Raw genomic sequence first — 20,111 nt, forward strand, 5'->3', positions numbered from 1 at the left:
CATGGTCGTCACTTCACCGGGTCGTGACAATCATGGAAATCCCTGCTCCTGCCGCGCCTGGCTCATCGCCTATGGCGCGTGCCTTATTTGCCGCATCGCACCAATCCGCGCCGCCGCAGCCGGCGCTGCGGACGGGGCGTGCCCAGCGACGCGGCGTCGTTGCCGAACGGGATCGGATGGTCCATGTACGCGTTGAGCTTGTCACGCACGAAGGAGGTGTCATCGCCCACCGTCGAGATGATGCCCGTGGTGGCGCCGCCGCCCAGCAGCAGCGTGAAGATGCCGCGATACGGGAAGTCGCCATAGGCCGGGGCGCTGACGTCGAACGGTATCGAGCGCTCGAACATGTCCTCGGCGCTCGTGCCCATCGCCCAGTGGAAGGCATCCGGGAACTGCAGGGCGATGATCTTCGGATTGATGTTGTGGTAATCGCTGCCGATGGCCGGATCGCCGAGGATGTACGTGCCGCCCGTGCCCCAGTTCTGCGTGTCGAAGTTGTCGTTGACCGGGTCCGTGACCAGCGGCGCATGGCTGGCCGGCACCTGCCACGGCATGATCGGCACCTTGAGATCGCGGCTCAGTTCGGCGCAGAAGTCGAAGAAGCGCTTCCACTCGTGCACCCAGTAGCAATAGCCGTTGGCGTAGGCGCGGATGGTGAAGTCGTCGGCCTCGTAGCGGTCCACGGCGAGGAAGTCCGGCGCGTACGGCCCCTCGTGGACCTTCAGCGCCCGCACATACGCGGCGGTGACCCGACCGTTGCGGACCGGTGAGTCGTCGGATGCGTAGATCCACTCGGACGCCCCCACCCCCCACAGGTTGACCTGCCAGCCGAAGGTGACCGCCGGCGCCACGGTGCGGATCAGCCAGTTCACGGCCGCCACATAGCCCCGGATGTTCTCTTCGATGTTCTGCGGAATCGTGGCGACCACCTTCCAGTGGGCCAGGGCCTGCCGCAGCGGCTCGCGCACCGGCATGGCGTAGTCCGGCGCGAATCCGCCCTGCTGGCAGGCGCCGAGGAAGTCCGGGTTGACCACGAAGCCGCACGGCACCGGATGGTCGACATCGGTGTGGGCCTTCGCCAGGTTCAGCGACAGGATGAGGTTGCCGAAGCTGTGAGCCAGCCCCTGCGTGTTGGCGAGCTGCGTGGGCGTGTCGCCGAGCGACAGGTTGCAGGTATAGGACACCATCACCGGCAGCACCTTGTGGCCGCCGCCAATCTGCTGCTCCACATCGCGCGCGAGCAGGATGGTGCGCGTGGTCTGGGCGTCGTCGGTCAGGTATTGGCCGGGATCGCCGGCCCCATCGAAGCCCGCGTACTTGAACACCGATGACGCGCGCGCCGCGACGAAGTCCACCGCATTGCCCGGCGTCAGGTCGGCGCAGCCGCCGAAGCTCAGGAAATCCGGGAAGCCGCGCACCTTGAGGTTCGCGCCCTGCGAGACGTCGATATGCAGCTGCGCCTTGCCCGTGGACAGCACGACGAGGTAGTCCGCGGTCTGCGTGTTGTACACCACGCCGTCGTAGATGAAGTCCGACACCTCCACGGCGTACGTCTGCGGCTGCACCGGCACGGCGAGGTTGTAGCTATGCGTGCCCGCCACGAGGTGGAAGGTCTGGTGATAGCTCATGTTCGGCGCCACCAGGCGCACGTCCAGCGGCGCATTGACGGTCACGTCCGAGGTGATGACGACCGGCAGCGTCACGAAGCCGGCGGTGCTGACCGCCGTGGAATGCATGTCGGCGGCCGTGAACGCAACGAACTGGAGCTTGGTATCGAGCGAACGGTGCTGGGACGGGAACGTGTGGCGAACGTTGTTCACCGCGATGCTCGCCACGCTGATGTCGACCACGCCGACCAGCGGCAGCCCGTGCAGTTGCGTGAGATGCCCGGGCGGGCTCGAGAACGCGGCGAGCGGGTCCTGGCTGTTGCGGGACACCACCGTGACGTCGAGCAGTTCGTCCGCCAGCACGGGAATATCGCCAATCGACACATCGAGCGCCGCGGTGTACTTCGCCGGGTCGTAGACGACCATGATGACTGCATTGCTGCCGGGCGTGACCGTGACGGTCGACGGCTGCACATGGGCAGTGGACACGACCGTGCCGGCATGGTTCGACAGCGGGCTGGCGGTAATCGAATACGTGCCGGCCGGCAGCGCCAGCGGCGTGGTCGTGCCCGGCGCCACTGTCTCCACATGGACTTGGGTGCCCTGCGTGAAGTACAGGGTCTGGGCGGACGAGTACAGCCGCTCATCGGGCGCCGAGTTGACCTGCACGCTGACGATGCCGTTGGTATCCGGCAGCGTATCCGCAGCCAGCGCGAACGACGACAGGTAGTCGGCCGCGTCGGGGCCGGTCAGGTCGCCATTGATGCCGATATTGATCTTGTCCTGGGCGGCAAACGTGTGCCCCAGTTCGAAAATGAGCTTGGCGGTGACGTCCCAGGTCTGGCTGTCGATCTGGTCATTCGTGGTCTCCGCCGTGGTCGGCGTCCACATCCAGAACTGCGGATTGAAGTCGGTGGGCTGCACCGATGCCGGGGAATGGAACCCCATGCCGAGGAAGTCGTTGACCCGGACCGCGCTGCCATCGGCGTAGCGGATATTCGTGACCGAGATCACGCCATACCACTGCGACGCCCCGCTCTCCACCTTGATGTCGTAAAGCACTGCCATGATCCCTGCCTCCGCATGTTCGTCAGCGCGGCGCCCCGTGCGCCAGCGTCAGCGCAGGTTAGGCGGCAAGGCAGGATCGGAGAATGGATTGGCGATGCGCGCCGGATGCATCAGATGGATCAGGCGCGCCGGGAAAGGCCGGACAAGGGGAAGTCAGGGACTCAGCGCTGGCCGAAATGCGCGTCGCGGAACAGCTTCTCGAGCCCGCGCGGCTGGGAGCGCCAGTACTGCTTCGGGGCGTCCACGCTGGCGCCGAGCTTGGCGGCGGCATGCCACGGCCAGCGCGGGTCGTAGAGCATGGCGCGCGCAATCGAGATGACATCGGCCTCGTGGTTGGCGACGATGGATTCGGCCTGCTCGGGTTCCGTGATCAGGCCCACGGCCAGTGTCGGCAGGCCCACCTCGGCCTTCACGCGCTGCGCGTACGGCACCTGGTAGCCCGGTCCGAGCTTGATGGCCTGCTGCGGGGACACGCCGCCCGTGCTCACATGCACCGCCGCGCACCCGCGCGCCTTGAGCGCGTGGGACAGCGCCAGCGTGCCGTCGATGTCCCAGCCGTTCGGCACCCAGTCCGTGGCGGAGACGCGCATCCACACGGGCCGCTCGGCCGGAAACGCCTCGCGCACGGCATCGAACACTTCCAGCGGGAAGCGCATGCGGTTCTCCAGGCTGCCGCCGTACTCGTCGGTGCGATGGTTGGCCAGCGGAGACAGGAACTGGTGCAGCAGGTAGCCGTGCGCGCCGTGCACCTCGATACCGTCGATGCCAAGCCGCGCAGCGCGCTTGGCCGCCGCGACGAAGTCGTCACGAATCTTGCGCATGCCGGCCTTGTCCAGCGCCACGGGCGGCACTTCGTCCGCGCCATGCGGCACTGCCGAGGGCGCCAGGGTCTGCCAGCCGCGCGGCTGGTCCGGGCGGATCTGCGCGCCGCCCTCCCAAGGTGCCTGGCTCGACGCCTTGCGGCCCGCATGCGCGAGCTGCACGCTCACGGCGATGGGCGAGTACTTGCGCACCGCGTCCAGCACGCGGCCCAGCGCGGCCTCGTTGGCATCGCCGTACAGGCCGAGGTCGTCCGGCGAGATGCGGCCCTCGGGCGACACCGCCGTGGCCTCGACGATCAGCAGCCCGGCGCCGGACAGCGCCATGTGGCCCAGGTGAATCATGTGCCAGTCGGTGGCCGAGCCCTCGTCGGCCGAGTACTGGCACATCGGCGCAATCGCGATGCGGTTGGCAAGTTCGAGATTGCCGATCTTGTAGGGCGTGAAAAGTTGGGACATGAACAGGTTCCTTCGGAGGCCTTCAGGCGTAGGCGGGTGTCACGATGTTTGGCGATTGTAGTGGCGCGCGGAAAACCTTGCTCGCAACGCCCCTACAGCGCCGCCGACCCTTATCGCACCCGTCCCCGCAGCGCCAGATCCGCCCCCAGCGCAATCACGAAGGCCACCGCGCCGCAGGCAAAGATCAGCGCGTAGTTCTCGTGCGTGTGCGCGAACAGGTAGGAGTAGCCGTAGCCGGCCAGCACCTGGAACAGCGCGAAGGCGCTGGTCACGCGGCTCCAGGCGGCGCGCTGCGCGCTGGGGTCGTGCGGCAGCGCGTCGTGCACGCGGCCGAGCATCAACGGCACCACGCCGGGCGTGAACGCGCCGAGCACGATGGTGGCCGCCACGATCGCCACGGGGCCGTCCCACAGCGCCAGCGCCGCCACAGCCAGGGCCTGGAGCGCCAGCGCCAGCCGGTAGGCATTGCGGAAGCCCATGCGGTCACCCATGAAGCCGGAGACCAGCGGCCCGGCGATGGCTGCCACGCCGTAGAGCACCCAGTAGCCGGCGCCCACGTTGGCGCCCTGCCCCAGCCCGCGCGCCACGTAGTCCACCAGCAACACCATCGCCGGCACCAGCCCCAGCGCATTGGCCGCGTATTGCAGGCTCAGCAGCCGCAGCGTGGGCCGCTCGGCGCGGAGCGCTGCACCAATTTCGGGGTGCCCGGCGGGCGAGGCCGGCGTGCCGGCCGGCGCATCGGTGGTCGGCCAGCCGAACCAGCTCAGCGCCGTCAGCACCAGCGACAGCGCGCCAAGGCCGAGCCACGTCTCGCGCAGGCCCAGCGTCAGCAGCGCCGGCACCAGTGTGCCGGATGCCGCGATGCCCAGCCCCAGGCCGAGAAAGATCATGCCGCTGACGAAACCGCGCCGCGCCGGGGCGATATGGGGCAGGATGGCCGTCGCCACGAGCACCATGATGGCGCCGCCGGACAGCCCGGACAGGAAGCGCCAGAAGAAGAACCAACTCACCGAGAGCGGGAACGCGCAGGCAAAGAACGCCGCCGTGGCCGCCACCATCAGCCAGCGCAGCGCATGGCGGTTGGACAGCCGCGCGGCGATCGGCCGGCCAAACAGCGCGCCGGCGAAGTAGCCCGCGAAATTGGCGGCGCTGAGCGTGACCGTATCGGCGGCCGTGAACCAGTGCGCGTGGATCAGCGGGGGAATCAGCGGCGTGTAGGCAAAGCGTGCGAGGCCGATGGCGACGAGGCTCGCGCAGAGGCCGGCCAGCGCGGCATAGAGGGCCCGGGCATCGAGCGCCCCGTCCGCGGAGGGCCGGATCGCGGTGGGTGTTGGTGCCGTAGCGGCATCTTGAGACATGACGGAACTCCTTGGGGACGAACGCCGCCCCCGCGCTGCGCCGGCAGCACGTTGGCGAATGGATCAGGGGGAATGCGAGGCGGGCCGGGGGCCCTCAGCGGATCAGCGGATCGGCATCAACACGATGGCGGGGACGTGGACGGCAGACCCAGCATGGACAGCGCCTGCCGCACCATCGCCTCGAGCAGCGGGCGCTCGGGCATCACGCGCGACAGCACGCGCAGGCCCACCTGCACGGCCAGCAGGTTGGCGGCCACGTCCTCGGGGACGAAGTCGGCATCCAGCGTGCCGGCGGTCTGCGCGGCGCGCACGGAACGTTCGAAGAACGCGCGGAGATCGTCCAGTTCCTCGGCTACCACCTCGCGCAGCGCGGGGTCGTCGGACGAGGCATCCAGGGAAGCATTGATCAGCATGCAGCCGCGATGCTGCGGGTCCGCCAGTGCGCGCTCCACGCTCTCGGCGAAGAACGCCGAAATGGCCTCCGCCGGCGGATGGTTCGCTTCCGCGCGCGCGATGCGGGCACGCAGCGACTTGTTCAGGTAGTCGTCCAGCGCCAGCAGGAACAGCGAGCGCTTGTCGCCAAACGCGTTGTAGAGGCTGGGCTGGGTCAGGCCCATGGCCTGCGTCAGCTCGCGCGTGGACGTGGCCTGGTAGCCCTTGTCCAGGAAGGTGTTCTGGGCGGCGGCCAGCGCAGCCGCTGCGTCGAATTGCCGGGGTCTTGCCATGACGATTCCGTTTTGTATCGATCGATATGAAACGGATTATAGAGCGATCGATACAAAACGCAAGGTCGGATGCTGCGTCGCCACAAAAAACAAACCGCCCGGCGGGGAACCGGGCGGTGTCTTTGGGAATCGGGGTGACGCAGAGCCCTCTTATTGACTCAGTTTCACCACGGTGAGTTGCGGGTCCGCCGCAATCGCCTGTTCCGTGAACGGCAGCGAAATCCAGCGTTTGGCCGAGAACTGCCGCATCTGGTCCCAGGCGTGCGGCGAGTTGGGATCGACCGACTGGCCGTAGACGAGCAGCGCCTGCGCCACCGGCCCTTGGTCATCGAACCCCACCGTCTGGACATAGCTGGTGCCGAAATAGACGTGCAGGCCCTGCGCCGACACCGGCTGGCTGGTCAGCTTGTTCAGCACGCCCTCGTACTCCTCGCCGCCGTGGAGCGCGATGCGGCCCGCCGGGGAAATCGCCGCCTGGACGTCCCCAAGTGGCGCATCGAGCGCAAATCCAGCCGTGCGCATGGCCCCGACCGCGTCCTTGAGCGCCTTGAACACCGCCGGGCCCACCGTGCCGTCCTGCATGCGCAGGCCGCGCGGCGTGTTGACCGGGTCCGCCGCATTGAACGCCACGGCGTAGACGTTGGGGATGGTGTGCGCGCGCATCCAGAACTCGCGGAACAGCGGCGCCGCGCGGCTCTCCACGTTGCTGCGGCGGTCCCACTGGCCCAGCGCCGCGCACCCATCGCGCAGATCCGCATCGGCCTGCGCCGCCTTGCCGGCACAGGCGCGCAACAGGTCGTCCAGTACGATTTCGGCCGCCAGGTTGCGGTCACGGAACAGCACGGCTTGCAGGCTCGGCACATCGAAACGATTGCCGGGCAGGCCATCCACGCCCGACAGCCGCTTGCCGATCTCCATCAGGCCCACGCGTGTGCGCAGCCGCTGTGGCACGCCCTGCGGGCCGAGCACCGGCGAGAAGCCCTCCAGCTTCTGCGCCGGGTTGGTCAGCCAGGAGCTGTCGTTGCTATTGGCCACGAAGTCGTCGCGCTCCAGCACCGGCATGGCCGATGGCGGCACAAGGCCCGGCACCGGCGAGGCGGCGTCCACGGTCCAGTTGCACGCGGCGCGTGAGCCGTCCAGCAACACCATGCCGGTGCCCACGAGCAGCTTCTTCGCCAGCGCGGCGCCCTCGCCGGCCGGCGCACACTGGCCGAGCATCGCCGTCGAGACGTTCGGCGTGACCGAGACATCGGCGAACAGCGCACGGCCATGGCGGTCCGTGGCGATCGTGTTGACCCAAGGGATGCCGAGGTTGCCGATGGCCTGGCGCACATCGCCCACATTGCCGGCGCGGGCGATATCCAGCCAGGTGTCGATGGCGCGCATGTTATTGCGGTTGGCGTCGCGCAGCGTGTAGGCGCGCTGGGCGGTCCACGGCAGGCCGGCAGCCGGCATCGCCACCACGGGGCCGTACTCGGTCAGGTAGATCGTGTGCGTACGCGCCGCCAGCGTGCCGTCAGGCTGGCGCACGTCGTAGCGCACCGTCTTCGTGGTCATCTTGTGCGGCTTGCCGTCGATCAGGTAGGTCGTCGGGTCGCCCTCGGCCAGCTTCAGTTCGAACAGCGTGAAACGGCGCGCGGTGGACACCGTGTGGGTCCACGCCACGTCCTTGTTGAAGCCGATGCTGATGATGGGGAACGAGGCGATGGACGCGCCCATCACGTCCAGCTTGCCCGGGACGGTCAGGTGGGCTTCGAAAAAGCGGTTGGTGGTGGTCCACGGGAAGTGCGGATTGCCGAGCAGCAGGCCGCGCCCGTTGACCGTGGCGGCCTTGCCGAAGGCCCAGCCGTTGCTGCCGATGGGCGGATCGAGCAGCTGGAGGTCACGGTTGACGGCGTCGACGTCGATCGACGCGACATCGATCTTGTCCGACAGCGCCGCAGCAGCCTTGCCGGCGGCAGGCGGCGCAGCGGCCAGGATGCCGGCCGCGAGGGCGCCGGCGCTGGCCTGAATGCTCTTTTCCTCGGCCAGCCGCGCCATGTCCAGCGCGGTGATGGGCCGCACCCACGCGGCATTGCGGCAGGCGGCGGGGCGCTGCGCCGGCGGGGTATCGCGCAGATAGCGGTTGTAGCCGGCGATGTAGCCGCGCAGCAGTTCGCGCGCCTCGGGCGACTGCGTGGCCATGCCGGCCTGCAGGGCGTCGTCGTCCAGAATCGCGCGGAAGAACGCGTCTGCGTCAGTGTTGCGCATGCGCTTGAACGAGACCTCGGTGGTCTGGTCCGGGCCGAACACGGCCGAGCGCTCGCCGCTGACCGTAACAAGCTGGTCGGCCATCAGGCAGACGTTTTCCTGCGCATAGGCGTAGGCCATGCCGAACGCCACGCCGGCGTAGTCGTTGGCACGGATGTGCGGAATGCCGTACGACGTGCGCCGGATTTCCGCGCTCAGGCCCTGCTCGCTGCCATATCCCCCGCTGGTGGCGCAGCCGGTCAGCGCGGTGGCTGCCAGGGCCAGCGTGGCGAGCGCGATCGCGCCTCGCGCAATGCGATGCTTCATCTGTCTCTCTCCGTCTCTTGTGATTGTTCTGGGTGCCGCGTGGCCAATGGTCGGGTAAATCGGGGCATGACAGGTAGGGGGAATCTCGCCAGAATTGGTGGCAATGCCGCCATGCGGCGCCGCCCCCGCTCCGATGACCATCGTCTATCTGATCTGCTATCCCGCCGTGGCGGTCTCCACGCTGGCCGTGGCGGCCGATACGCTGATGATCGCGAACACGCTCGCCTCCATGCAGCCACGGCGGCGCGGCCACGCCACGCCCTTCCAGTGGCGGATCGCAGCAGCCGAGCCCGATCGCTGGCGCGCCGCCGCCGAGGTCATGCGGGCCGAGGTGGTCGGGCTGGACGCCCTCGCGCAGGCCGACAGCGACAGCATGGTCGTGATCGGCCCGCCGCTGTTCGACCATATCGCCGGGCTGGAACTGCTGCTATCAAAGATCGATGCCGAGCGCGCGGCCATCGCGGCGGCGGCGACCAACGGCGCGCTGCTGGTGGCGCCATTCACGGCGGTGGCGCTGCTGGTCGGCCTGACACTGCCCAAGCCGTGGCGGCTGGCCGTGCCGTGGCTGATCGGGAACTGGATGCGCGCCGGGGAGCCGGCGCGGCGGCTGCCGGCCGATCAGGCCATCGTGGAGAGCGGCAACCTGCTCAGCGCGCGCGCGATGGAGCAGATCCACGTGCTGATGCAGCGGGCCGTGGGGCGCATGGCCGGCGACGCGCTGGCCCGCACCGTCGGCAATACCCTGCTGGACCAGCCCGAGCGCGGCGCGGCGCTGAAGATATGGCTCCGCGCTGGCGACGCGCCCCGAGAAAGCGTGGTGCTACGCGCCCGCCGGCACCTGCAACAGCATCTGGCCGATCCCTACGACCTGGCGCGGCTGGCAGCGGTGGCCGCCACCAGCGAGCGCACGCTGCTGCGGCATTTCATGAAATCGGTGGGGATGTCGCCGCTGCAGTTCCTGCACAAGCTGCGCGCGGAACGCGCCTGCCATCTGCTGGAGGTGACCACGCTGAGCCTGACGGCGATTGCCGAGCAGTGCGGCTATCAGGATATGTCAGCGTTCCGCTCCGTGGTGCGCAAGCACACCGGCCTGCCGCCCGGGGCGCACCGGCGCGCGCACTCGGTGCGGGCCGAGTTGCGCGCGGGGGCGGCTTAGCCCCTGCCACGTGCTGCGGGGCCGGGCTCGGTGATCGCGCTATAGACCAGCGTCCGCAACTGGCGCCGCACGGGGAACGCGGACGACGGCAGCAGTTGCGTCAGGAACACGCCGATCAGGTCTTCCTGGGGATCGACCCAGAAGAAGGTACTGGCGGCGCCGCCCCAGAAGAAGTCGCCCGCACTGCCCGGCATCAGCGTGCTCGCCGGCGTGACCGTGGTGGCGAAGCCGAGACCGAAGCCCACCCCATCGTAGGTGGCCTCGCTGAACATCGAGCGCGACAGGCGCGGGATGTCCTGCCCGCCCGGCAGATGGTTGGCGGTCATCAGCGCCAGCGTCTTGGGGCCGAGCAGGCGCACCCCATCGAGTTCACCGCCTTGCAGCAGCATGCGCGAAAAGCGCAGGTAGTCGGCGGCCGTGGAAACGAGCCCGCCGCCGCCGGAAACCAGCGTGGGCGGCTTCAGGTACGGGCTGGTGCGCGGGTCGTCCTGCAGTGTCGGACGGTCCTGGGACACCACTTTGGAGCCAAGCACGCCCACGGCATAGCAGGCGCTGAAGCGCGAGACCTTGTCTTCCGGCACGTGGAACGCGGTGTCCACCATGCCCAGTGGATCGAGGATGCGCTGCTTGACGAAGCTCTCGAACGGCATGCCACTGACCTTGCCGACCAGATAGCCCAGCACGTCGGTGGAAACCGAGTAGTTCCACGCCTCGCCGGGCGAGAACTCCAGCGGCAGCTTCGACAACTGCTCGACCATGTCGTCCAGCGTCGTGCCCTCGGTGGTCCGGTCGGCAATCTTCAGCTTGCGGTAGGCGGCATCGACATTGCTGTTCTGCTGGAAGCCGTAGGTCAGGCCGGACGTATGGCGCAGCAGGTCCACCACCAGCATCTGGCGCTTGGCCGGCCGGGTCTGGAAGCTATCCATATAGCCGCCCGCATAAACGCCGAGGTTCTCCCAGGACGGGATGTACTTGCTGACAGGATCATCGAGGGCGATCTTGCACTCCTCCACCAGCATCATGATCGCCACCGAGGTGATCGGCTTCGTCATCGAGTAGATGCGGAAGATCGAATCCTCGGCCAGCGGCGTCTGCCGCTCGCGGTCGGCCACGCCCAGCACGGAATTCAGCACGACTTCGCCGCGCCGCCACACCTGGACCAGCGCGCCGGGCAGCTTGCCGCTGGATACGTAGTTGGTATCGAGGAACTGCTCGACCCGCTCCAGCCGGGCCCGGGACATACCTTGCACCGTCTTGTCTTGCATCGCCGAATCTCCTGGTTGTTTTTATCGCGATGATCACACAATGCGGACCAGCACCGGATGGTAGCCGGACATCTTGGCATCCGCCGTCAGCAGCGTCATGCCTTCTGACAGGGACTGTGCCACCAGCATGCGGTCGAACGGATCCTTGTGGTTCGGATTCAGCGCGAGTCCGTCAAGCGTGCGCGCATGCAGCTTGGTCAGGTCCAGGGAGCGGTATCCACACATGTCGAACACAGTCGAGGCTTGCGTAGCCGTGAGTTCGAGCTTGCCGATGGACGACTTGATCCCAATCTCCCACAGGCTGGCCGTGGACACAAAGATGTCGTTGATGGGATTGGCGATCAACTCGGCGGCGGCTGGCGGCAATTGGGGGGCATCGAAGGCCGCCCACAAGGCGATGTGCGTATCCAGCAGCAGCCTCATTCACGCTCCCCATAGAACAGCGCGGCAACGTCCTCGTCCACTTCGTTGAACTTGGCCAGCGTCGTGTCGTCCATCACCGCCCCGAACAACGCCCTGCCGCCGCCGATGCGCCTGGACACATCCACCGAAGCCGATATCGGCACCAGCCTCGCGGCCGGCTTCCCATTGCGGGCAATGATGACTTCGGTCTCCAGGCCGGACTCGACCGCATCCACCAGCCTGGACAACTGACTCTTGGCCTCATGCATGTTGATGGTTGGCATTTTTTATCCTAGCTAATCTTCTTAGCTAAGTATAGCCCATCCGGCGGCAGGACGAAAACGCCCTAAAACTTCGGAATCCGCAGCGTCTTGCTGATCATGAACGAGCCGCTCAGGACGAACAGCAGCGCCATCGGGTGGAAGGTGCCGGGGCCGATCAGCCAGGCGCCGGCGGGCAGGGCATCGCCGATGCGGCCAGCGGCGGCGCACCAGGCCAGGATGCCCGTCAGGACCACGCTGGTCGGGATCGGGGTGCCTTCGAAGTACTTGACCTTGCCGGTGCCCTCGGCCAGCGTTTCGGCGGTCACGTTGAAGCGTGCCAGCCGGCTGACGCCGCAGCAGACGAAGTAGATCAGCGCGGCGAGGTCCCAGCCGCCGCGCATGCCGGCGGCGAAGGCCAGCGTGGCCGGGCCCACCCCGAACGAGATGATGTCAGACAGCGAATCGAGTTCGCGGCCCAGCGCCGAATGGGCGTGGCGCCAGCGCGCGATACGGCCGTCGAGCACATCGAAGATGAAGGCTGCCGGCGCCAGCGCCGCGGCGATGTAGAAATAGGTCAGCATCGGCTCGGCCACGTAGTACATGGCAAAAAATACCGATCCCATTCCGCACGCCGCGTTGGCCAGTGTAAAAAAATCGGCCAGCTGCAGGTCGCGTAGCATCGAGAAATGCCGTGGGCGCTCCTGGGGTGTCGCCATGCGCAACCTCCGGGTCAGAGCACGGTGGTGACGTGATGCACCTGGGGCGGCGCGGCAAAGCAGTCGCCCACGAGCTTGCGCCAGGTCTGGAAGTCGTCGGACTCGCGGAAGTGGACCATGTGGTCTTCCACGGTTTCCCAGGCCACCACGAGCGCGTATTGCGACGGCTGCTCGATCGAGCGTCGCAGGTTCATGCCGTGGCAGCCGCGCGCACGCAGGAACAGCGGCTTGGCCTGCGCCACAGCGCCTTCGAACTGCGACTCCATGCCGGGCTTGATGGTGATCTGGGCGATTTCGTGAATCATGATGGTCTCGTGTTCGGGTGGGATCAGAGTCTTCCGATCAGTCAGCAATGCGCCGCGAAGCGGCTTGCTGTCTACCTTAGCAGATTTTGGCGCGCGCTCGTCACGTCACGCGGTGCCGCGCCAGCCCCATCACGAGGTAGGCCACCACGAGCGCGTTCGCCACGGCCAGCCCCACATGGAGCCATGTGGGATGGCGGATCGCCTCGTAAACCTCCACCGGAATATAGATGCCGCCGGACCACACGCCGAGCCAGTTGCCCCATGCGCGCCCACGCCAGAGGCCATAGGCTTCGGTGAACCGCATCAGCGCGTACATCGCGGCCGAGCCGCCAATGGCCCAGAGCCGCCCATCCGTGGGATGGGCAAGCAGCGACAGGAAGATGGTGGGATACCGGCTCGCCGGGTTGATATGGAAGCGGCTGACGATGGCTTCCGCCAGTGCCTGCGCGTCGCGGTGCAGCAGCGCCACGAGGCCGATGCCGGCCAGGATGACGAGCGCGCCCTTGGCGGCTTCGAACATTGCAATGCTCTTGAGGCCCAGTTGCGGGCTGGCTGCTGCCCCTTTTGCCATGGCGAGTTGCGGGAGTCGACGAAGCCGCCATTGTGCAGCATTCGCGGCGGGACGGACCGCCCGGCTGGCCTAGCGCGCCTGCCGCTCCACCATCGGGCCGCCGGCGTCGATGCCACCGCCGGCCTCGAGCGGGCCGGTGACCGTGAGCGGCCCATCGACATGCAGGTCGCCGTGCACCACCATCGTGCCATGTACCGTCAACGGCCCATGGAACACCTTGAGCAGGCCGCGCGCCGGCGGCGGCGGATAGCCGCGCCCCGGGGAGGAGAACCACGCGGCGGTGATCGGACCCTCTGCGTAGACGCTGCCGTCCACGCTCAGGGTGCCCTGCACCGTGACTGGCCCCTTCACATGCGCCGAGCCGCCTACCGCGATCGATCCCGTGGTCGAGGGCTGGGCGCCTGCCCACTGGGGCCACAGCATGCCCAGCGACAACTGGGTGGCCGCCATCATGGCAACAAGCAGTCTCGATGGCATGGCGCCCTCCTCTTTCATGGCGCCGCTACAAAAAGAAACTGGCGCGATGCATCCAGTGTAGTGCTCTGGATACCTCGCGCCAGCGTGCCCCTGCCGGGGCTTACGACTTGTTACGCCGCTTACTGCCTAGGCTACTGGGCGGTTTGTTGCGCCGCCGGTTGCGCGGTGCCGTTGGCCGCCACCGACTCCGGCAGCGGACCCCAGCCGCCGCCGAGGCTGCGCACCAGCGACACCGTCGCCGCTGCGCGCAGGCCCGCGACCTGATTAGCCTCACGCTGCGACTGAAGCACCGTGCGGTCCGCGTCGATCACGGTCAGGTAATCGACCGCACCGGCATCGTAGCGGCTGCGCGAGATGCGCTGCGCGCGGCGGGCGCCGGCCAGCGCGCCGTCCAGCGCCGTACCCTGCTGGCTCAGCCAGCGCACGTCGGCCAGGCTGTCTTCCACTTCGCGGAAGGCCACCAGCACGGTCTGCCGGTACGACGCCACGGTTTCCTCGTGCGCGGCGCGGGCGCCGGCCAGATTCGAACTGTTGCGGCCACCGTCGAACACGGTCTGCGCGACGGTCGTGCCAATCAGCGGCCCCAGCATCCACGTACGCGACGACCACTTGAACAGGTTCGACAGATCGGCCGATTCGAAGCCGAACAGCGCGGTCAGCGAGATACGCGGGAAGAACGCGGCCTTCGCCACGCCGATCCGCGCGTTGGCGGCCGCCATCTGCCGCTCGGCGGCGGCGATATCGGGACGGCGCTCCAGCAGCTCCGACGGCAGGCCGGCCGGCACCGCCACAGGTGCCGTGTCGAACGGCCGCGCAGCCAGCGTGAACTGCGCCGGCGGCACGCCGGTCAGCACGGCCAGCGCATGCTCCTGATTGGCGCGGCGACGCTCGATACCGGCCAGGTCCGCGCGCGCGGTGCCCAGTTCGGCTTCGGCACGGGCCGGATCGAGGTCGGTAGTCTCGCCGGCGTCGTAGCGCTTCTTCAGCAGCGACAGCGCATCCTCGCGCAGCTTGATCGTCGCGTTCAGCAGTTCGCGTTCGCTATCCAGCGTGCGCAGCGCGAAGTAGGCCTGCGCGGTGTCAGCCTGCAGCGCGAGTTGCACCGAGCGATACAGATCCTCGGCAGCCTGGGTGTCTGCCCGGGCGGCGTTCACACTGCTGGCCACGCGGCCGAACAGGTCCAGCTCGTAGCTGGCGAAGGCACGGGCCTTGTACACGGTCTGCGGCGACACACGGGTGCCGTCAGGCAGGCCCTGCGAGGCGGCTGACGCCTGCGTACGCGTCGGATCGAGCCCGACGCTCAGTTGCGGATAGAGGTCGGCCTCGGTCGCGCCCATGAAGGCCCGCGCCTGCTTCAGCCGGGCGGCTGCGGCAGCGAGGTCCTGGTTGCTGCCGTTGGCGGCCGTGATCAGGCGGTCCAGGTCGGCATCGCCGAATACCTTCCACCAGTCACCGCGATGCTGGCCCTCGGCCGGCGTAGCGGTCTTCCACTGCGCGCCTTCGGCCTGCGCCGCTTCCGCTTCCTTGAACGCGGGCACGGAGGCGGTCTCGGGCACCTTGTAGGTCGGCGCCAGCGAGCAGCCCGCCAGCACCAGCGCGGCGGCCAGTGTGGCCAGGCGGGGCAGCGTGCGTGTCAATTGCGCAATCATGATGTGTTCCCTTTTTGCTTTCATGTCTCTGATTGGCTTATTCCGCCGATGCCACCGCGTGAGAAGCCGAGGCGTCATTCGCCACGGCCTTACGCTGGCCACGGGTGGCCCACAGGCGCAGCGCCACGTAGAACACCGGCGTCAGGAACAGGCCGAAGAACGTCACGCCGAGCATGCCCGCGAACACCGCCACGCCCATCGCATGACGCATTTCCGAGCCGGCGCCGGTCGAGACCACCAGCGGCACCACACCCATGATGAACGCGAACGACGTCATCAGAATCGGGCGCAGACGCAGGCGGCTCGCTTCGATCGCGGCCTGCACCACCGTACGGCCGTGGTGCTCCAGTTCCCGTGCGAATTCGACGATCAGGATCGCGTTCTTCGCGGACAGCCCCACCAGCACGATGAAACCGATCTGCGTGAAGATATTGTTGTCACCACGCGTCAGCCACACGCCGGTCATGGCGGCCAGCAGGCTCATCGGTACGATCAGGATCACGGCCAGCGGCAGCGTCAGGCTCTCGTACTGGGCTGCCAGCACCAGGAACACCAGCAGCACGCACAGCGGGAAGATCCACACACCCGCGTTGCCGGCCAGGATGTCCTGATAGGTCAGCTCGGTCCATTCGAACTTGATACCCTTCGGCAGCGTTTCGGCGGCGATGCGCTCGGCTGCAGCCTGCGCCTGACCCGACGAGAAGCCCGGTGCCGGACCGCCGTTCATGTCAGCGGCCGTGAAGCCGTTGTAGCGCACCACGCTGTCCGGGCCAAAGCCCTGCTTCACCTGGACCAGCGAGGACAGCGGCACCATGTCGCCATTCACGTTGCGGGTCTTCAGTTGCAGGATGTCCTCGGCATGGGCGCGGAACTGCGCATCTGCCTGCACCTTCACCTGATACGTACGGCCGAACTTGTTGAAGTCGTTCACGTACGCCGAGCCAAGGTAGGTCTGCAGCGTATCGAACACGTCCGTCACCGGCACGCCGAGCTGCTTGGCCTTGGTACGGTCCAGCTGCACGTCGAGCTGCGGCACGTTCACCTGGTAGTTGCTGAAGATGCCAGCCAGCTCCGGCGTGGCGCGTGCCTTGCCCATGAACGCATTGGTCGCATCGAACAGCGCGTCATAACCCAGCGCGGCGCGATCCTCGATCATCAGCTTGAAACCGCCGATGGTGCCCAGGCCCTGCACGGGCGGCGGCGGGAACACGGCGATGAACGCGTCCTGGATCGCACCGTACTGCTTGTTCAGATCCGCTGCGATGGCATCGCCGGACAACTCCTTGCTCTTGCGCTGATCGAACGGATCGAGCGAGACAAACACAATGCCGGCGCTCGGGCTGTTGGTGAAGCCGTTGATCGACAGGCCCGGGAACGCAATGGCCGATTCCACGCCCGGATGCTTGAGGGCGATATCCGACATGCGGCGGATCACGTCTTCCGTACGGTCCAGCGTGGCGCCGTCCGGCAGCTTGGCAAAGCTCACCAGGTACTGCTTGTCCTGCGCCGGCACGAAGCCCTTCGGCACCATCTGGAACACGCCCCACGTGGCCACCAGCATCACGGCATAGACGCCGAACACCGCACCCTTGCGACGGATCACACCCGTCACGCCGCGGCCATAGTTATCGGAGCTGCGGTGGAAGAACCGGTTGAAGCGCTTGAAGAAGCCGCCGAAGACCTTGTCCATGCCACGCGTGAGCCAGTCCTTCGGCGCATCATGGCCGCGCAGCAGCAAGGCCGACAGCGCCGGCGACAGCGTCAGCGAGTTGAAGGCCGAGATGATCGTCGAGATCGAGATCGTCAGCGCGAACTGCTTGTAGAACTGGCCGGTCAGGCCCGTCATGAAGGCCAGCGGCACGAACACGGCGATCAGCGTCAGCGCGATGGCGATAATCGGGCCGCTCACTTCGCGCATGGCCTTGTAGGTGGCCTCCTTCGGCGAGAGTCCTTCCTCGATGTTCCGTTCGACGTTCTCCACCACCACGATCGCATCGTCCACCACGATACCGATGGCGAGCACGAGGCCGAACAGCGACAGCGCGTTGATCGAGAAGCCGAACGCATGCATCAGGCCGAAGGTACCGACGATCGACACCGGCACTGCCAGCAGCGGGATGATCGACGCGCGCCAGGTCTGCAGGAACAGGATCACCACCAGCACCACCAGCGCGATGGCCTCGAACAGGGTGTGAACCACGGCCTCGATACTATGGCGCACGAACTGCGTGGGGTCATAGACGATGCTGTAGTCCACGCCTTCCGGCATGTTCTCCTTGAGCTCGGCCATGGTCTTGCGCACGTCATCCGAGATCTGGATGGCGTTGGAGCCCGGTGCCTGGAAGATCGGCAGCGCCACGGCGGACTTGTTGTCCAGCAGCGAGCGCAGCGCGTACTCCGACGCACCGAGTTCGATGCGGGCGATGTCCTTCAGGTAGGTCACCACGCCGTCGGACGAGGTCTTGACGACGATGTCGCCGAATTCCTCGACGGTCTGCAGACGGCCCTGCGCGTTCACCGACAGTTGCAGGTCAGTGCCAGGCAGCGACGGCGACTGGCCGATCACACCGGCTGCCACCTGCACGTTCTGCTCGCGGATGGCCTTGACCACGTCTGACGCGGCAAGATGGCGCTCGGCGATCTTCTCCGGGTTCAGCCACACGCGCATCGAGTAATCGCCCGCGCCGAACATCTGCACCTGACCCACGCCCTGGATCCGCGCAAGGCGGTCCTTCACGTTGATCAGCGCGTAGTTGCGCAGGTACGTCATGTCGTAGCGGTCGTTCGGCGAGACCAGGTGGACCACCATGGTCAGGTCGGGCGAGCTCTTGACGGTCGTGATACCCAGGCGGCGCACGTCCTCGGGCAGGCGCGGCTCGGCCTGCGAGACGCGGTTCTGCACAAGCTGCTGGGCCTTGTCCGGGTCCGTGCCCAGCTTGAAGGTCACCGTCAGCGTGAGGTTGCCGTCGCTGTTGGCCTGCGAGTTCATGTACAGCATGTCCTCGACGCCATTGATCTGCTCTTCCAGCGGCGTGGCCACCGTTTCGGCGATCACCTTCGGGTTGGCGCCCGGGAACTGCGCGCGCACCACCACCGACGGCGGCACCACCTCGGGATACTCCGAGATCGGTAACTTGAACATCGAGATGGCGCCGATCAGGAAGATCAGCACCGACAACACGCCCGCGAAGATCGGGCGATCGATAAAGAATTTCGAGAGATTCATCTTGGTCTCGGCGAAAGCACTCCCCCTGGCCGTCCGCCGGAGCGGACGCCATATGCTGCAAGGGAGAAAAAATTAAGCTACCTGTGCGTACTGCGGGGTAGTGCTCAGCTCACGGTCTTGGCCGCTGCGGCTTCGGCAGGCTTGTCGGCCTGGCCCGCCTTGTCCTCGGCAGCCTGCTTGCGGTCCGGCGTGGTGCCACGCGGTTCGAGTTCGCTGCGATAGGCCATGGCTACCGGCTTCGGCGCCACGGTATCGCCCGGACGCACGCGCATCAGGCCATTCACGACGATGTTCTCGCCCGGCTGCAGACCCTTGCGGATCACGCGCAGCCCTTCGAACGACGGCCCGAGGTTCACCTCGCGGTAGACCAGCTTGTTGGCCTTGTCCACCACCAGCACGAACTTCTTGCCCTGGTCCGTGCCGATGGCGCGGTCATTGATCAGCACCGCCGGGTGCGGCGTGCCGCCCCCGAGCTTGACCTTGGCATAGAGGCCCGGCAGCAGGCGGCCGTCGGCGTTGTCGAACACCGCGCGCACGCGGATGGTGCCGCTGCGCGTATCGAGGCGGTTGTCCACCGAGTGGATCTTGCCCTTGTGCGGGTAGTCGTCCTCGTTGGCCAGGCCGACGAACACCGGCAGGTCGTTCTTGCCGCCGCCGGCGCCCGGCGCCGTGTAGCGCAGGTAGCTCTGCTCGTCCACGTCGAAGCTCGCGTACACCGGCGAGACCGACACCACCGTGGTCAGCGGCGGCGAAGCCGCACCCGCCGCCACGAGGTTGCCCACCGTGATTTCCGCACGCGACACCTTGCCCGAAACCGGTGCAACGATGCGCGTGTAGCTCAGGTTCAGGCGCGCCACTTCCAGCGCAGCCTGCGCGCCACGCACGTCGGCGGTGGTCTCGCTGGCAGCGTTGATGCGCTCGTCGAACTCGCGCTTCGAAATGGCGTTGTCATCCAGCAGGCGCTGGGCGCGTACCTTTTCGCTCTGCGCGTGGCTGGCGCGCACCTGGGCCGCGTTCAGCGCGGCGTCGGCACGGGCCACTTCGGCCGCATAGGGACGCGGGTCGATCGTGAACAGCGGATCGCCCTTCTTCACGATGGAGCCTTCGCGGAAATGCACCGTGTCGATGGTGCCGGAGACGCGCGGACGAATCTCCACGCGGTCCACGGCCTCGATGCGGCCCGAGAATTCATCCCATTCGGTGATGGTCTGCCCCACAGCCGCCGCCACTTCCACCGCAGGGGCGGACGGTGCCGGGTTGGCCTGTGCTTCCCCGCCGTGCCAGGGACGCAGAACCGAGGTCGCCACGCCGGCGCCCAGGATTGCCACGATGGCAATGGCGATCAGCGTGCGTCGAGACTGATGATTCATTTTTCTTCACTCCGTGTTCGTCGGGTTTTCTTCAACTGGAAAAGCAAAAGGCCGAACGCCCCCCGCCGGGCTGGAAGGCCCGGAAAAATGGGAAACAAGGGTTCGTCCCCGCCTGGATGG

Annotated in this window: 16 protein-coding genes; 1 reads left to right on the forward strand and 15 read right to left on the reverse strand. The window is 67.2% G+C overall.

Going from position 1 to position 20,111, the window contains the following annotated elements; translation table 11 throughout:
* Window positions 1-83 precede the first annotated feature (83 nt).
* From AC1DEL_RS06920 to AC1DEL_RS06940, 5 genes are all read right to left on the reverse strand, one after another.
* A complete protein-coding gene (locus tag AC1DEL_RS06920; RefSeq protein WP_477110089.1) occupies window positions 84-2,675 on the reverse strand; it encodes a hypothetical protein in 2,592 nt (863 codons plus the stop codon).
* Between the two features lie 161 nt (window positions 2,676-2,836).
* A complete protein-coding gene (locus AC1DEL_RS06925) occupies window positions 2,837-3,952 on the reverse strand; it encodes an NADH:flavin oxidoreductase/NADH oxidase (RefSeq protein ID WP_441592702.1) in 1,116 nt (371 codons plus the stop codon).
* 110 nt (window positions 3,953-4,062) lie between these two features.
* Window positions 4,063-5,310 (reverse strand): YbfB/YjiJ family MFS transporter, encoded by a 1,248-nt coding sequence (locus tag AC1DEL_RS06930; protein ID WP_441592703.1) that lies wholly within the window; start codon window positions 5,308-5,310, stop codon window positions 4,063-4,065.
* Between the two features lie 116 nt (window positions 5,311-5,426).
* Window positions 5,427-6,035: a TetR/AcrR family transcriptional regulator gene (locus AC1DEL_RS06935; protein WP_092295024.1), complete on the reverse strand. Its 609-nt coding sequence runs from the start codon at window positions 6,033-6,035 to the stop codon at window positions 5,427-5,429.
* Window positions 6,036-6,185: 150 nt separating this feature from the next.
* Window positions 6,186-8,591, reverse strand: a complete 2,406-nt coding sequence (locus tag AC1DEL_RS06940) for an acylase (protein WP_092295022.1) — start codon at window positions 8,589-8,591, stop codon at window positions 6,186-6,188.
* Window positions 8,592-8,724: 133 nt separating this feature from the next.
* On the opposite strand from AC1DEL_RS06940, the gene AC1DEL_RS06945 reads away from it, so the two are divergent.
* Window positions 8,725-9,747, forward strand: coding sequence for a helix-turn-helix domain-containing protein (locus AC1DEL_RS06945; protein WP_477125627.1), 1,023 nt, complete (start codon window positions 8,725-8,727; stop codon window positions 9,745-9,747).
* Here the strand turns inward: AC1DEL_RS06945 and AC1DEL_RS06950 are convergent.
* The 10 genes from AC1DEL_RS06950 to AC1DEL_RS06995 form a co-directional block, all read right to left on the reverse strand.
* Window positions 9,744-11,012, reverse strand: a complete 1,269-nt coding sequence (locus AC1DEL_RS06950) for a serine hydrolase domain-containing protein (protein ID WP_092295018.1) — start codon at window positions 11,010-11,012, stop codon at window positions 9,744-9,746. The genes AC1DEL_RS06945 and AC1DEL_RS06950 overlap by 4 nt on opposite strands.
* A 33-nt stretch (window positions 11,013-11,045) precedes the next feature.
* On the reverse strand, window positions 11,046-11,435 hold the full coding sequence (locus tag AC1DEL_RS06955; RefSeq protein WP_477125628.1) for a type II toxin-antitoxin system VapC family toxin: 390 nt from the start codon (window positions 11,433-11,435) through the stop codon (window positions 11,046-11,048).
* Window positions 11,432-11,698, reverse strand: coding sequence for a type II toxin-antitoxin system Phd/YefM family antitoxin (locus AC1DEL_RS06960; protein ID WP_441592706.1), 267 nt, complete (start codon window positions 11,696-11,698; stop codon window positions 11,432-11,434). The genes AC1DEL_RS06955 and AC1DEL_RS06960 overlap by 4 nt, the downstream gene beginning before the upstream one ends.
* Before the next feature lie 62 nt (window positions 11,699-11,760).
* Complete coding sequence (gene pssA, locus AC1DEL_RS06965) at window positions 11,761-12,393, reverse strand: CDP-diacylglycerol--serine O-phosphatidyltransferase (protein ID WP_092295012.1); 633 nt, start codon at window positions 12,391-12,393, stop codon at window positions 11,761-11,763.
* A 14-nt stretch (window positions 12,394-12,407) separates the two neighbouring features.
* Window positions 12,408-12,698 carry an antibiotic biosynthesis monooxygenase family protein gene (locus AC1DEL_RS06970; protein WP_092295010.1) on the reverse strand — a complete coding sequence of 97 codons (291 nt, stop codon included), beginning with the start codon at window positions 12,696-12,698 and terminating at the stop codon, window positions 12,408-12,410.
* 100 nt (window positions 12,699-12,798) lie between these two features.
* Window positions 12,799-13,269: a DUF2127 domain-containing protein gene (locus AC1DEL_RS06975; RefSeq protein WP_092295008.1), complete on the reverse strand. Its 471-nt coding sequence runs from the start codon at window positions 13,267-13,269 to the stop codon at window positions 12,799-12,801.
* Window positions 13,270-13,338: 69 nt separating this feature from the next.
* A complete protein-coding gene (locus tag AC1DEL_RS06980) occupies window positions 13,339-13,746 on the reverse strand; it encodes a hypothetical protein (protein ID WP_441592707.1) in 408 nt (135 codons plus the stop codon).
* A gap of 131 nt (window positions 13,747-13,877) precedes the next feature.
* Complete coding sequence (locus tag AC1DEL_RS06985) at window positions 13,878-15,395, reverse strand: efflux transporter outer membrane subunit (protein WP_092295006.1); 1,518 nt, start codon at window positions 15,393-15,395, stop codon at window positions 13,878-13,880.
* A gap of 37 nt (window positions 15,396-15,432) precedes the next feature.
* The gene (locus tag AC1DEL_RS06990) at window positions 15,433-18,621 is read right to left on the reverse strand and encodes an efflux RND transporter permease subunit (protein ID WP_441592708.1); all 3,189 of its coding nucleotides are present in this window, start codon (window positions 18,619-18,621) and stop codon (window positions 15,433-15,435) included.
* Between the two features lie 104 nt (window positions 18,622-18,725).
* Complete coding sequence (locus tag AC1DEL_RS06995; protein WP_092295002.1) at window positions 18,726-19,991, reverse strand: efflux RND transporter periplasmic adaptor subunit; 1,266 nt, start codon at window positions 19,989-19,991, stop codon at window positions 18,726-18,728.
* Window positions 19,992-20,111: the final 120 nt, after the last annotated feature.

The sequence above is a fragment of the Cupriavidus sp. 10L43_2 genome (assembly GCF_056395265.1).

Coding starts and splice junctions, on each gene's coding strand:
- AC1DEL_RS06935 (WP_092295024.1), bottom strand. CDS start 6,035: ATGGCAAGACCCCGGCAATTCGACGCAGCGGCTGCGCTGGCCGCCGCC.
- AC1DEL_RS06995 (WP_092295002.1), bottom strand. CDS start 19,991: ATGAATCATCAGTCTCGACGCACGCTGATCGCCATTGCCATCGTGGCA.
- AC1DEL_RS06970 (WP_092295010.1), bottom strand. CDS start 12,698: ATGATTCACGAAATCGCCCAGATCACCATCAAGCCCGGCATGGAGTCG.
- pssA (WP_092295012.1), bottom strand. CDS start 12,393: ATGGCGACACCCCAGGAGCGCCCACGGCATTTCTCGATGCTACGCGAC.
- AC1DEL_RS06980 (WP_441592707.1), bottom strand. CDS start 13,746: ATGCCATCGAGACTGCTTGTTGCCATGATGGCGGCCACCCAGTTGTCG.
- AC1DEL_RS06940 (WP_092295022.1), bottom strand. CDS start 8,591: ATGAAGCATCGCATTGCGCGAGGCGCGATCGCGCTCGCCACGCTGGCC.
- AC1DEL_RS06960 (WP_441592706.1), bottom strand. CDS start 11,698: ATGCCAACCATCAACATGCATGAGGCCAAGAGTCAGTTGTCCAGGCTG.
- AC1DEL_RS06925 (WP_441592702.1), bottom strand. CDS start 3,952: ATGTCCCAACTTTTCACGCCCTACAAGATCGGCAATCTCGAACTTGCC.
- AC1DEL_RS06950 (WP_092295018.1), bottom strand. CDS start 11,012: ATGCAAGACAAGACGGTGCAAGGTATGTCCCGGGCCCGGCTGGAGCGG.
- AC1DEL_RS06985 (WP_092295006.1), bottom strand. CDS start 15,395: ATGATTGCGCAATTGACACGCACGCTGCCCCGCCTGGCCACACTGGCC.
- AC1DEL_RS06920 (WP_477110089.1), bottom strand. CDS start 2,675: ATGGCAGTGCTTTACGACATCAAGGTGGAGAGCGGGGCGTCGCAGTGG.
- AC1DEL_RS06990 (WP_441592708.1), bottom strand. CDS start 18,621: ATGAATCTCTCGAAATTCTTTATCGATCGCCCGATCTTCGCGGGCGTG.
- AC1DEL_RS06975 (WP_092295008.1), bottom strand. CDS start 13,269: ATGGCAAAAGGGGCAGCAGCCAGCCCGCAACTGGGCCTCAAGAGCATT.
- AC1DEL_RS06930 (WP_441592703.1), bottom strand. CDS start 5,310: ATGTCTCAAGATGCCGCTACGGCACCAACACCCACCGCGATCCGGCCC.
- AC1DEL_RS06945 (WP_477125627.1), top strand. CDS start 8,725: ATGACCATCGTCTATCTGATCTGCTATCCCGCCGTGGCGGTCTCCACG.
- AC1DEL_RS06955 (WP_477125628.1), bottom strand. CDS start 11,435: ATGAGGCTGCTGCTGGATACGCACATCGCCTTGTGGGCGGCCTTCGAT.